Origin of the sequence: Anaerobacillus sp. 1_MG-2023 (genome assembly GCF_030547345.1) — a bacterium.
Classification (GTDB): Bacteria; Bacillota; Bacilli; order Bacillales; family Guptibacillaceae; genus Guptibacillus; species Guptibacillus hwajinpoensis_B.
In genome coordinates, this window is sequence record NZ_JAUORD010000004.1 from 160477 (window position 1) to 173573 (window position 13097).

12 protein-coding genes are annotated in these 13097 nt (G+C 39.4%); all 12 read right to left on the reverse strand.

Annotation, left to right across the window (positions count from 1 at the left end; all coding sequences use genetic code 11):
* Positions 1–63: 63 nt before the first annotated feature.
* The 12 genes from Q4550_RS09335 to zapA all read right to left on the reverse strand — a co-directional run bounded on the left by Q4550_RS09335 (position 64) and on the right by zapA (position 12959).
* Positions 64–1260, reverse strand: a complete 1197-nt coding sequence (locus Q4550_RS09335; RefSeq protein WP_303532078.1) for a hypothetical protein — start codon at positions 1258–1260, stop codon at positions 64–66.
* A 144-nt stretch (positions 1261–1404) separates the two neighbouring features.
* Positions 1405–1716 (reverse strand): thioredoxin, encoded by a 312-nt coding sequence (gene trxA / locus Q4550_RS09340; protein ID WP_194219347.1) that lies wholly within the window; start codon positions 1714–1716, stop codon positions 1405–1407.
* 253 nt (positions 1717–1969) lie between these two features.
* Positions 1970–2947: an electron transfer flavoprotein subunit alpha/FixB family protein gene (locus tag Q4550_RS09345; RefSeq protein WP_303532082.1), complete on the reverse strand. Its 978-nt coding sequence runs from the start codon at positions 2945–2947 to the stop codon at positions 1970–1972.
* 12 nt (positions 2948–2959) lie between these two features.
* Complete coding sequence (locus tag Q4550_RS09350; protein WP_303532084.1) at positions 2960–3730, reverse strand: electron transfer flavoprotein subunit beta/FixA family protein; 771 nt, start codon at positions 3728–3730, stop codon at positions 2960–2962.
* A 29-nt stretch (positions 3731–3759) separates the two neighbouring features.
* Positions 3760–4533, reverse strand: coding sequence for an enoyl-CoA hydratase (locus Q4550_RS09355; RefSeq protein ID WP_303532085.1), 774 nt, complete (start codon positions 4531–4533; stop codon positions 3760–3762).
* 52 nt (positions 4534–4585) lie between these two features.
* Positions 4586–5179 carry a fatty acid metabolism transcriptional regulator FadR gene (locus Q4550_RS09360; RefSeq protein WP_226614598.1) on the reverse strand — a complete coding sequence of 198 codons (594 nt, stop codon included), beginning with the start codon at positions 5177–5179 and terminating at the stop codon, positions 4586–4588.
* Positions 5180–5424: 245 nt separating this feature from the next.
* Positions 5425–7119 carry an AMP-binding protein gene (locus Q4550_RS09365; RefSeq protein WP_303532088.1) on the reverse strand — a complete coding sequence of 565 codons (1695 nt, stop codon included), beginning with the start codon at positions 7117–7119 and terminating at the stop codon, positions 5425–5427.
* A gap of 338 nt (positions 7120–7457) precedes the next feature.
* Entirely contained in the window at positions 7458–7865 is a 408-nt protein-coding gene (locus Q4550_RS09370; protein ID WP_303532090.1) for a DUF350 domain-containing protein, read from the reverse strand.
* A gap of 16 nt (positions 7866–7881) precedes the next feature.
* A complete protein-coding gene (locus Q4550_RS09375; RefSeq protein ID WP_303532092.1) occupies positions 7882–10227 on the reverse strand; it encodes an endonuclease MutS2 in 2346 nt (781 codons plus the stop codon).
* A 31-nt stretch (positions 10228–10258) separates the two neighbouring features.
* Complete coding sequence (polX, locus tag Q4550_RS09380) at positions 10259–11974, reverse strand: DNA polymerase/3'-5' exonuclease PolX (protein WP_303532095.1); 1716 nt, start codon at positions 11972–11974, stop codon at positions 10259–10261.
* A 175-nt stretch (positions 11975–12149) separates the two neighbouring features.
* A complete protein-coding gene (locus Q4550_RS09385) occupies positions 12150–12692 on the reverse strand; it encodes a CvpA family protein (RefSeq protein ID WP_226614603.1) in 543 nt (180 codons plus the stop codon).
* Between the two features lie 6 nt (positions 12693–12698).
* Positions 12699–12959 carry a cell division protein ZapA gene (gene zapA / locus Q4550_RS09390; protein WP_194219337.1) on the reverse strand — a complete coding sequence of 87 codons (261 nt, stop codon included), beginning with the start codon at positions 12957–12959 and terminating at the stop codon, positions 12699–12701.
* Positions 12960–13097: the final 138 nt, after the last annotated feature.

Sequence of the window (13097 nt, forward strand, 5' to 3'; positions counted from 1 at the left end):
TGTTTCAAATAAGTCCTTCCTACAAGAGAAATGGCCGCATTTAGCGGCCATTTCAATCTAAAGCTATTCTACTACACTTTCTAGTGCGGTCAAAATGCGATCACTTAGCTTTTGCGCTTCATCTGCATTCTCACTAGCAACGGCATCAAACCAGCTTTGTGCGTCTTCATAGACTCCACCCGTTTCCTCTTCGCCGATTGCCTCCATTAATGGCATTTCAATCGCTTTTAGGAATACATTGGCTTCCATTGCAGCTTCTTTACCTTCAGAAAGCTTATCTTCTTTAGCTAGCTCAGCTACTTTCTCGTGATATCCTTTGATTTTTCCGGTAAACGCTTTTGCGAACAAATCGTTTACTTCATTAGCTTTTATTGCCTCTGGGTCGTTACTTATATCGAATAATTCGCTTAACTTCTCTGCCGCTTCTTCATTGCCGCCTGAGAGTGACCCTTTTATTGCTTGATAAAAACCGAGAGCTTCTGTTTGCATCACTTGTAACTCATCTGTTTCACCAGTCTTTACTGCTTCCTCAATCTTTTCTGCATAGGAATTAGAAGCTAAGTAGTAGCTCTTATAAATGGACTTATCCGTTACTTGCTTCGTTACAGCAAAATCTTCCATATCCCCTTCAGAAAGAGCCTGTTTCTGCGCTGATAGACCATTGTTAATATTCTCAACAATACTTGAATCGCCATCAAGTTCATAGTAGGAGTCGCGTTTTTCTGCTGTAGGAATAAATACTTTTTCTGCTAGCAACTGTATTTCTTCAAAATGAAGCATAGCCTCATCTTCTTTGTTAGCATCCTTCGCATCAATCACTGCCTGTTGAAGGGATTTTTGCTTTTGATAAAAGTATGACTGTGTCCCTTTATCAATGATCTGACGAGCTACATTCTTATCAAGCTCTCCAGATTTTCCAGCTTGAATTCCTGTAGAGATAAAAGTATCAAACTCATTATCAATTTCATTCACAGCGCTCTTTAGTTCACTCGTGTAGGTAGTTTCAACTAACTCCCAATCTACTTCTTGATCTTCCTTCATTTTGTTTAGTTCATCAGTAATCGTCTGATAAGCTTCTACTTGTTTCGTAGTAGCAGCGCTTTCAATTGACATCTCACTAGACTTATCATCAGAATTCGTTTGTTCTTGCTTAGAACTATTGTTTTCTGTGTTTGTAGCATTTTCAGAATCATTACCACAAGCAGCAAGAACCGTAGCTGCAAGCGTAATAGAAGTGAATAGCATAGCCGATTTCTTCATTATGTAAAACTCCTTTTCGTCAGGTCTTATATCCATGATGATTATATCGAGAACGATTATCAGTGTCAATACCGTTTCATTTGGAGATAACATAAAAAAACACCCTGATCTTAAAATAGATCAGAGTGTTTGAAACTTAACTAATTATTGATGCTTAGAAAGCGTCTGAGCAAGTGCTTCTTTTGGTTGGAAGCCGACAACCTGGTCAACTACCTCACCATTTTTGAATACAAGTAGTGTTGGGATACTCATTACCCCAAATTTACTTGCTGTTTCCTGATTTTCGTCAACGTCAAGCTTTACAACTTTTACGTCGCTCATCTCAGAATCAAGCTCTTCTAGTACTGGAGCAATCATTTTACAAGGACCACACCATGGTGCCCAGAAGTCTGCAAGAACGAGACCTTCACTTGTTTCTTGTGCGAAACTTTGATCTGTTGCGTGTACGATAGCCATACTGTATCTTCCTCCTTAAACATTATCACTTGAGTTTACCAGGTTAAGGCCGGTTGCCTCAGTGTGCTCTGCCAATTTAATTTCATATCAATTGGCACAAAATGAGTATATCATTAATACTCTTTCTGATTCCATTCTTTTGACTTAATTTCATTATTCCCTATCTCATCATTAATAAAACGATCCTGTAATAATGAAATAAGATCGTTATATCCCTATACAAAAAGCGAGCTAGGTAAGCTCGCTTTTTTTCTTAGCTTGTTTGCAATACTTTCTTAAACTCCTGTGTAAGTAATGGTACAACCTCAAAGAGATCACCAACAATACCATAATCTGCAACATTGAAAATGCTTGCTTCAGGGTCTTTATTAATTGCTACAATCACTTTCGAGTTAGACATTCCTGCTAAGTGTTGGATAGCACCAGAAATACCGCAAGCAATATAGAGATCAGGTGTAACTACTTTTCCTGTTTGCCCAATCTGAAGGGAGTAATCACAATAGTCAGCGTCACAAGCACCGCGGGACGCGCCTACAGCAGCACCGAGAAGATCCGCAAGTTCTTGAAGTGGTTCAAATCCTTCTTCACTTTTAACGCCTCGCCCGCCGGCTACAATCACTTTTGCTTCTGAAAGGTCAACACCTGATGTAGATTTACGGACCACTTCTTTCACGATCGTACGAAGATCCTTTATTTCTATGGTTTCTTCAAAGACTTCACCAGAGCGTGATTCATCGATTTCAAGAGCAGAAATATTATTTGGACGAATCGTTGCAAGAATAACGCCTTCTTTTACTTTTTTCTTCTCAAAAGCTTTACCAGAGTAAATTGGACGTGTAAATACGACATCTTCGCCATCAAGTTCAATACCTGTAGCATCGGAGACAAGTCCAGCGTCAAGCTTACTTGCAAGACGTGGAGCTAGATCTTTGCCCATTGACGTATGGGGCATTAAAATAGCATCCGGATCGACGCTCTGAACGATTTGCAAAAATGCCTGCCCATATCCATCACTTGTATAGTTTTTAAGCTTTTCATCTTCTACTTTAATCACACGGTCTGCTCCGTAGTGAAATAGTTGCTCTGTTAAAGAACTAATACTTTCACCAGCAATTGCTGCAATCACTTCACCACCGGCTGCGATTTCTTTCCCAGCACCAATTGCTTCAAATGATACATTTCGTAATTCATTGTCACGAGCTTCTGCGAATACGAGTACTTTTTTGGCCATGATGATTCCCTCCTATATAACTTTCGCTTCCTGGCGAAGTAATTTCACTAATTCTTCCACTTGATCTCCAATTTCACCTTCAAGTACTTTGCCAGCTTCTTTCTTTGGTGGCAAATAAACTTCAATTGTTTCCGTTTTAGCTTCGATCTCGTCTTCATCAATATCAAGATCGTCGTAGTCGATTTCTTCCAGAGGCTTTTTCTTAGCCTTCATAATCCCTGGAAGTGATGGATAACGAGGTTCGTTGAGTCCCTGCTGTGCTGTTACAAGTAAAGGCATCTGTGCTTCAACAACTTCCATATCACCTTCAACATCACGTTCCATTGTCGCTGTTGTTCCATCGATATCAAGCTTCGTAATCGTTGTTACGTAAGCGATTCCAAGTTTTTCAGCAAGACGAGGTCCAATCTGACCAGTGCTGTTATCATTAGAAACATTCCCGCCAAGGATAATGTCATATTCCTTATCCTCAAAATAAGCAGCAAGAAGGGCAGTCGTCGTATACTGGTCACTCTCATCAATGTCTTCATTATTTATGAGAACGGCCTTGTCTGCGCCCATCGCTAGAGCTGTTCTTAACTCTTTTTCAACTTCTTCGTCACCAATGCTTACAACCGTTACTTCTCCGCCATGATCGTCGCGAAGTTGGATCGCTTCTTCAATGGCATACTCATCGTATGGATTAATAATAAATTCAACGCCTTCTTCACTAATTCTCCCATTTTCGATTACGATTTTTTCTTCAGTATCAAACGTTCTTTTCATAATGACATAAATGTTCATATCTTTATCCCTCCCTGAAATAGTTCACCTTATTTATCTTGAAAGTTTGGCTGACGCTTCTCGATGAAGGCTCGAATGCCTTCTTGGCCATCTTCTGAAGCAAATGCCTTTCCAAAATACTCTTTTTCTTTTTGAACGCCTTCATCAAACTTTTCCGATTTAGAATAAGTAAGAAGTTTAAGTGCATAACCAACTGCCACAGCGCTCTTCATAGCAATCTTCTCAGCAAGCTCTTTTGCTTTCGGAAGAAGCTCTTCCTCGCTATACATCTGATTTGCTAAACCAGTTGAAACAGCTTCACGTCCTGAAATTGGCTCGCTCGTTAGCAGCATCTCTGTTGCTTTTGCTTTTCCTACTAATGCCGGCAACCTTTGAGTACCTGCAAATCCCGGCACCAAACCTAGCTGCAGTTCGGGAAGACCTAGCTTTGCATCTTCAGTTACAAGACGAATATGACATGCCATTGCAAGTTCTAGTCCACCACCAAGCGCAGCACCATGAATAGCAGCGATGATCGGTTTTGGGAACGCTTCCATTTTGTCGAATAATTGTTGACCATAGCTCCCCAAATCAGCAAATCCTTCTTCAGTGCTAACCGTTGTAAACTCTTTAATATCAGCTCCTGCTGAGAAAAACTTTCCTTCTCCAGAGAGCAATATAACTTTTGTTGCTGGATCGTCTTCAATTTGAGTGAAAGCTTCTGACAATTCCCGCAATACGTCCGATGCCACTGCATTAGCTGGTGGACGGTTCAGCGTAATTTGTGCCACTTTATTTTCAGTTGAAATGTTAATGAATTCCACTTCTCCACTCCTCTCAAAACTTTGTGACCCCAGTCAAAGCCGGGGTCTCTATTTATTTGCTTAAGCCATTGATCAAAAGATTATGAAGTGGCTTAGCAAGTGGTTCTAACTCAAATTTGTGGTCTTTCATAACCCAATTCGTTACGGTTTCATCGAGAGTCCCAAAGATCATTTGTCTTGCGAGACGAATATCTAGTTCCTCAATAAACAATCCTGATTTAATTCCCTCATGCAATATGTGATCAACGAGTGTAAGGTATTTCTTAAGTACTTCGCCAATTTGTGCTCGAAGGGCTTTATTTGTTTGTCTTAGTTCCAATTGCGTGACGATAGCAAGCTCATAATCAGAACCTAGATGTTTAAAGTGCATATCAATAAGTGTGAACAATTTATCCATTGCATTATCTTTCTTTACAATTTGTTCCTCTGTCTTATCGATAAAACTTCCCATTTTTTTCTGAAACAACGAAATTAACAAATCCTCTTTATTCTTAAAATAAAGGTAGATCGTACCGTCTGCCACGCCTGCTTCACGCGCAATCTTGGATACTTGCGCTTGATGATAACCATTTTGAGCAATGACAACAACAGCCGCATCAATGATTTTATCGTATTTCGGACCCCTTTTTTTCCCCTTTTCAACCATATGAAGCTCTCCCTTATTCTTTATCCGGCACTCATTCAAAATGAATGAGCATTCATTCATAATCTTATTGTAGCGACACGACCATGCTATTGTCAATATAAGATTTCTGAACGAGCGCTCGGTTGGAATCGAGAGTTATTTTGCAAATTCATCATATCATAATAAGCAGAAATGTGCGAATCTTTCCGGAATTTTTTATTTAATACATATTGATTTAACTGAAATTAAAAAAGCAAAACCAATCGCTACAGCGATTGGTTTTGTTTAACTTTCTCTTCGTCGACTAGAACACGACGTAGAATTTTTCCAACGGTTGTTTTAGGAAGCTCCTCCCGAAATTCATATAATCGAGGTACCTTATAAGCAGCAAGGTAACGTCGACAATGTTGATTTAAATCATCTTCTGTTATTTCAACGTTACTTTTTAGCACTACGAATGCTTTCACTGTTTCTCCTCTATAAGCATCAGGTACACCAATAATAACGGCTTCTTGAACTGCTGGGTGTTCATATAAAACTTCTTCAACTTCGCGTGGATAAATGTTATATCCGCCTGCAATAATCATATCCTTTTTCCGATCAACGACATAAAAGTAGCCCTTCTCATCTCGATAAGCCATGTCACCAGTATAAAGCCAGTCATCCTTCAATACGGCAGCGGTTTCATCTGGTAAATTCCAATACCCCTTCATCACCTGTGGACCTTTCACAATTAATTCGCCGATTTCCTTCACTTCAGCTTCTTCATTTGCAGCATTCACAATTTTTGCATCTGTGTCTGGCCAAGGTAAACCGATACTACCAACAACAGTACCATCTGATAAAGGATTGGAATGGGTTACAGGAGATGACTCTGTTAAACCATAACCTTCCACTAAACGACCGCTAATTTTCTCTTGAAATTTTTGTTGGATTTCAACTGGAAGTGGAGCTGAACCGCTAATACAAGCTTTAATAGACGAGAGATCATAGCGATCGATATTCGGATCATTTAATAAAGAGATATAAATAGTTGGTGCACCTGGAAATAAGGTTGGCTTTTGTTTTTGAATCGTTTTTAATGTGTCTTTAGGTTCAAACTTTGGAAGTATAATCATTTTGGCAGCATACATAATCGATAAGTTCATCACACAAGTCATTCCGTAAACATGGAAAAACGGGAGAATTCCCATCACACTCTCTTCGCCATATTTAGCATCACGAATCCAATTCTTACATTGCATCGTGTTAACAACCAGGTTATAGTGTGTCAGCATAACTCCTTTTGCGAGACCTGTAGTTCCACCAGTGTATTGAAGAAGAGCCAAATCTTCTTTGGAATCAACATTAACATGTATATCATCGTTATTACCGTTTGCCACCCATTCCAAAAAGCTATGAATTTGGCCTGTTGAAGGCATTTCAACAAGTAATCCCTGCTTCTTTTGCTTTTGCACGAGTGGATACAGAACATTTTTAGGAAAAGGTAAATACTCCTGAATCTTCGTTACAACAATGTGCTTTAGTACTGTTTTATCTTTTACTTTTAATACTTTCGGTAAAACAAGATCAAGACAGATCATCATATCCGCCTTAGAATCTGTTAATTGATGTTCTAGTTCCCTCTCCATGTATAGTGGATTCGTCTGAACGACCACTCCCCCAGCCATCAATACAGCGTAATAACTAATCACAGCTTGAGGGCAATTAGGAAGCATGATCGATACTCTCCCGCCCTTGCTCAGACCGTGATCCCGCAATGAATTCGCAAGTCGTCTTGAGCGATGAAATAACTCCTGAAAGGTAAGTTCTTTTCCCAGAAAGTGAACTGCCTTTTTGTTAGGATGTTTTGTAGCTGCATCAACAAGATAAGCATGGAGGGGCTTTTCCTCATACTCTATTGAAGTCGGTACTCCTTCTTGATAATAATCAAACCATTCTTTTGCGCCATTGTTTGTCAATTTTCATCAACCTCCCTTTCACGACTCCTTCCAAACCAAAACTCTCTCTATATGATAATTATAATGAAAACGCTTCAAATATCCTATCTTTTTTTAATTTTTTGAATACATTGGCATTTTAAGTCGTAAAAGATAGACGAGCATACGACATTATTCTATCCACAATTAGGTTAAGTTGTGATAAGAGCGCACAGAATTTTGAACAAAAAAAGAACAGGTAAAGTACCTGCTCTTCTTGAACGATCATACAAAATAAAATAAATAAACAATGCCCGCAATAAAGAATATCCCTGATACAACCATAAGAACTTTCCATAAAGTCTCCATATGTGCTCCCCTTACGAAATTCCTGCCCCTATTACAAAGGACAAACCAATCGAAATAACCATAGAAATGAATCCTACAGCTCGATTGTCTGCTGTAATTTCTTTATCTATCCTAAATTTAGGTGTTAAAAACTCAAAGGTGAAGTAACCAATTAATAGAAGGAGAAATCCAAAGACCCCCCACCCCATCATGGTCACAAGTGAATCATTATGCTCAATTGAAAAACGAAAGATATTCGCAATACCAAATATTTTACCTCCAGTAGCCATCGCTACTGCGAGGTTACCTTTTTGGATTTCTTCCCAGTTACGATAGGACGTTACAAATTCAAATACTGAAAGAAACACAATCATACAAACAATCACTACGCTATAATTCGCTGCAGTTTGAAATGCGACACTCTCCCATAATTGATCCATTGTTTAAATCCTTTCTCTACTTCAATTCAACGACAGTTACACCACCGCCGCCTTCATTCATTCCACCCATGCGTAGATTTTTCACTCGGGAATGACGTTTCAACCATTCATGGACACCTTTTCTAAGTGCCCCCGTTCCTTTACCATGAATGATTGAGACCTGGTTATACCCAGCAAGTAAGGCATCGTCGATATAGCGCTCAACTTCCATTTGAGCATCTTCATACCTTTTACCTCGTAAATCAAGTTCAGTTTTCACTCGACTATCACTTCCACGAACTGTCACAAACGGCTTTCGCTCAACGACCGGTTTTGATTTAATCGCTTCCAGATCATTTGCCTTAACATTCATTTTCATTATCCCAAGTTGAACCTGGTATTCGTTCTTCCCGACTTGCTCAACAATGTGCCCTTTTTGGTTAAAGCTAATCACCTTCACTTCATCACCTGGTTGATATGATTTAGTTTGGGTTTTTTTAGGCTTTGGTTTTGAAGATTTCAATTCTGGTTTCGCATCCTCAAGCTGTTTTTGAGCATCAATCAATTGGTGTTCTTTAACAGATCCATTTTGGAATGTACGCAGTTCCTGAATGATTTTTTTGGCTTGTTCTTGGGCTTTCTCTACTTCTTCAGCAGCTTTCTGTTCCGCTTTCTCAAAAAGTCGCTCTCGCTGTTTTTCAAATTTCTCAAGCTGCTTTTCCAAGTCATTCTTAAGTGATTCTGCTTCTTTTCTAAGTTCAGACGCTCCTTCTCGATCTAATTCGGCTTGCTTCTGGCTATCTTCAAGTGATGAAATCATCCGATCAACTTTGTTACTTTCGCTTGATATTTGAGATCGGGCATCCTCAATAATATCATCCATCAGCCCGAGGCGTCTTGAAATCTCAAATGCATTACTGCGGCCTGGCACTCCAATTAATAGGCGATACGTGGGGCGTAGTGTCTCAACATCAAATTCTACACTGGCATTCATCACGCCTTCTCGATTATACGCATAGGCTTTTAATTCACTGTAATGTGTCGTCGCAATAACTCTTGATCCACGCTTATATACATAATCAAGTATGGATATGGCAAGTGCAGCACCTTCCTGAGGATCGGTCCCAGCGCCAAGCTCATCAAAAAGAACAAGACTATTATGGTCAATGTTCTTGAGAATATGAACGATATTCGTCATATGCGAAGAAAAAGTACTTAAGCTTTGCTCGATAGACTGCTCGTCTCCGATGTCTGCAAAGATATTTTGAAAGACCGCCATAGTAGATCCTTCATCAGCTGGTATATGAAGTCCAGATTGAGCCATTAGCGTAAGAAGTCCGGCCGTTTTTAATGTAACTGTTTTCCCGCCTGTGTTTGGTCCAGTAATAACCAGTGATGAATAGTCTTTTCCGAGAAATAGGGAAGAAGGGACGACCTCATCTTGAGGTAAAAGGGGATGTCTTCCCTGTCTTATTTCTAGCTCCCCCTCATCATTCATGGAAGGATTTGTTGCTTTCAATTCGTCAGCATAGAGGGCACGCGCAAAAATAAAATCAATATCCGCAAGTACATCAACATTATGTCTAAGCGTTTCAGAAGCTTCCGCAACATGTCCGGTCAATTCTGTTAGGATCCGCTCAATCTCAAGTTTTTCCTTAACTTTTACTTCTTTTAGCTGATTGTTAATTGATACGACCGATTGTGGTTCAATAAACAACGTCGCACCAGAAGAGGATTGGTCGTGGACCATTCCACCAAATGAACTTCTATATTCCTGCTTAACGGGGATAACGTAACGTTCATTCCGAATGGTAATGAGCGCATCTGAAAGCATTTTCCTTGTGCTTGAAGATCGAATGAGGCTTTCTAATTTCTCACGAACGCGAGATTCAAAGCTACGAAGCTGGGTTCTAAGTCGACGAAGTGCATCACTTGCAGAATCAAGCAAATCCCCGTCCTCATCTATGCAGGCGTTAATCTCATTCTCCAGCTCATTTTCAGGCATAATTTGACTAACTAAATCTCCGAGAAGAGGAAGCTCTACACCATCTTCAATCATATTATCAAGAAATGTTTTAAATCGACGACCGCCGTAGATTGTACTCGAGATGTCGAGTAATTCAGATGGGTTTAGCATCCCTCCAATCTCTGCTCGCTTCACGCTTTGTCTAATATCTCTAATGCCACCAAGCGGCGCTTGACCACGAAGACGGATCACTTTTCTTCCTTCTTCTGTTCCTGCTAACTGATGGTTAACATCTATTAAAGAATACAAAGGGGTTAACTGTTCTACTTTTTGTTTTCCTAATGAGGATGAGACGTGTTTTCTTAATCGTTCTTTCACTTTATTATATTCGAGTAGCCGTAACACTCTTTTTTGCAATGGTCGTTCCTCCTAATAAAACGGGATTTGTTTATGAGTGACGGTTAAAGAATGCTTCAAGATCTTTAGCCGTAAATGTGTTTAAGACAGTCTCTTTTCGTAGCCAGCCTCTTCTCCCAGCTGCTACGCCGATTTCCATATGCTCAAGCATGTCCATATGGTGAGCATCTGTATTAATCATTATTTTAACATGGTTTTCTTGTGCTTTTTGAAGCCATTCCGCTGCAAGATCTAATCGGTTTGGATTTGCATTTAATTCAAGAGCCGTATCCGTTTCTTTCGCAAGCGTTATTAACTTATCATGGCTTAAAGCATACCCTTTCCTTTTTCCAAGTAACCTTCCTGATGGATGAGCAATGAGGTCAACATGGTGACTCCGAAGTGCTGTTTCAAGACGTGCCATTATCGTATCCTCATCTTGGGAAAAGGATGAATGAATCGAAGCAATAACAAAATCCATTTCCGACAACATCTTATCGTCATAATCAAGTGTTCCATCAGGTAAAATATCCATTTCTACCCCTGCAAATATTCTAAAATCATTCCATTTTTGATTGAGACGATCAATCTCTTCTCTTTGCTCTCGTAGCCTTTCTGGTGTCAAACCATTCGCCACTTTAAGGTACTGAGAGTGATCTGTTATCGCGATATACGAATATCCTTTTGCTCTTGCTCGTTCGGCCATTTCTTCAATCGTATAAGCACCATCACTCCAGGTGGAGTGCATATGTAGATCTCCTTTTATATCGTTCAACTGGACTAATTCAATTTCATCTTTCTCAGCTTCTTCAATTTCACCTTTATCTTCGCGGATTTCTGGCGGAATATAGGCTAAACCAAAATGCTGGTAGAAATCCTTTTCATCTTCAAATGTGAGAACTTCCCCCGTTTCTAAAGACTCTACACCATACTCACTAATTTTTTCGCCTTTCTTTTTTGCGATTTGCCTCATTTTTACATTATGAGCCTGCGAACCCGTAAAATGATGGAGTGTAGAAGCAAATTCTTCAGGCATTACAATTCTAAAATCTACTGAAACGCCATATTCATCGCCAAGTTCAAGTGTAATCTTCGTCTCTCCCTTTACGACTACTTTAGAAACACCTTCTAATTCAAGTAAGCTCGCTGACACATCAGCAGCAGAAGTTGTCGCTATAATAAAGTCAAGGTCTTTGATCGTTTCCCTTACCCTTCGCAAGCTCCCCGCTCTTGCAAATTTGTCAATGCTATGGATTTCTTTTAATTGGCTTTCAATGTTTTCAGCAAGTGGTAGCATGTAGGCAATGGATAAGCGTTCAGGTCTTTTACCTGCTTCCTCAATCGCTTCAAGAATTTTATCCTCACTCTTTTTCCCAAAACCAGGGAGTTCTTGAATCTGATGTGCTTCACAAGCTTTTTGTAATGTCGCCATATCAATAACATCAAGTTCCTTGTATAGCTTAGCAAGCTTTTTACCACCAAGTCCCGGTAATTTAAGTAACGGCACAAGACCAGATGGGACTTCCTTCTTTAATGATTCAAGCGTTTCTGATTCTCCTTTTTCGAGAATTTCATTTATTACCGCTGCCGTCCCTTTTCCAATGCCATTTAGCTCAGCAGGATCTTCAATTTGCTCCATACTCCGATCATCTGTTTCGAGTGCTCGGGCCGCTTTACGAAAAGCGGATATTTTAAAAGGGTTTTCCCCTTTCAATTCCATATAAACTGCTATCTCTTCAAGGAAATGAATAACCTGTTTTTTATTCATCTTTTTCTCACCCTTCTTCATAAGATCATTACTACTATCCTATCCATATTCAAACCCAAATCCAATTAATTTATCTTAAAAAAAGCGAGAGCGCTCGATTAGATCCTACAAGCGCTACCAATTTAACCAATAGTACTTATGCTAATACAAATAAATAACCCTTCTAATTGAAGGGTTATGCTACGTGCGTACTCCAGAGGTCTTTAATTTGTTCTGTCAACACAGGGGTATGCTTGACGATGCTTTCCGCAAGAAACGAATTTGATATGGCTGTTTGAACGGTTTCATTTGGAAGAAGTGCTGCAATAAATAGAAATAAAAACACGATAATGTATACTTCTACAAATCCAAGCACTCCGCCAAGCCATCCATTTACAGTTCTCAATATAGGTAAATCTGCAAGAAAGTCGAGCATAGAACCAACTATTTGCATAATAATTTTGGTACCAAAGAACAATAACGCAAACGCAATTCCACTATAGTATGTGGCCTCTAAGTTTATAGCGTCAAACACCATTGCCGTAGAAGATGCCTCGTTGCCGAAGGACGGGTATGGAATCCATAGCTTCAAATGTGGAGCGAGATCCTTAAAATACATATACGCAACAACAAATGAAACGATAAATCCTGCTAAATGAACGACTTGAAGGATCAAGCCTCTTCGAAGTCCAATTAGGAACCCTCCAACTAGTATAATAAAAAGAATTAGATCAACCATCTTACGTTATTCCTCTTCTCTCAGTTTTTTCTTTAACTCTTCAAGTTCTTTCTTAATCATCACATAATCATTTACAATATTAACTGCTGTTAGCACAGCAAGTCGCTTCGTATCTAAATAGGTATTCATTCCTTTAATCTCATTCATCTTCTCATCCACTAAAGTTGAGACTTCACGAATATGTTGATGACTTTTATCACCGATTATTGTATATTGTTCACCATAGATTTCCACGGTTGTACGTATTTTTCCATGACTGTCTGTCACCCCATAAGCCTCCTATCAAGAGAGAGAATCCTATTTTACATCATAGCATGAAAATTGGTATTTTTGAAACACAGCGCTCCTGAACCATTCTTGTTCACCTTCAGATTCTGCTATAATAGGATGCAAGCCTAGTTCACA

Coding starts and splice junctions, on each gene's coding strand:
- Q4550_RS09335 (WP_303532078.1), bottom strand. CDS start 1,260: ATGAAGAAATCGGCTATGCTATTCACTTCTATTACGCTTGCAGCTACG.
- trxA (WP_194219347.1), bottom strand. CDS start 1,716: ATGGCTATCGTACACGCAACAGATCAAAGTTTCGCACAAGAAACAAGT.
- polX (WP_303532095.1), bottom strand. CDS start 11,974: ATGAATAAAAAACAGGTTATTCATTTCCTTGAAGAGATAGCAGTTTAT.
- Q4550_RS09345 (WP_303532082.1), bottom strand. CDS start 2,947: ATGGCCAAAAAAGTACTCGTATTCGCAGAAGCTCGTGACAATGAATTA.
- Q4550_RS09370 (WP_303532090.1), bottom strand. CDS start 7,865: ATGGATCAATTATGGGAGAGTGTCGCATTTCAAACTGCAGCGAATTAT.
- Q4550_RS09350 (WP_303532084.1), bottom strand. CDS start 3,730: ATGAACATTTATGTCATTATGAAAAGAACGTTTGATACTGAAGAAAAA.
- Q4550_RS09385 (WP_226614603.1), bottom strand. CDS start 12,692: ATGGTTGATCTAATTCTTTTTATTATACTAGTTGGAGGGTTCCTAATT.
- Q4550_RS09360 (WP_226614598.1), bottom strand. CDS start 5,179: ATGGTTGAAAAGGGGAAAAAAAGGGGTCCGAAATACGATAAAATCATT.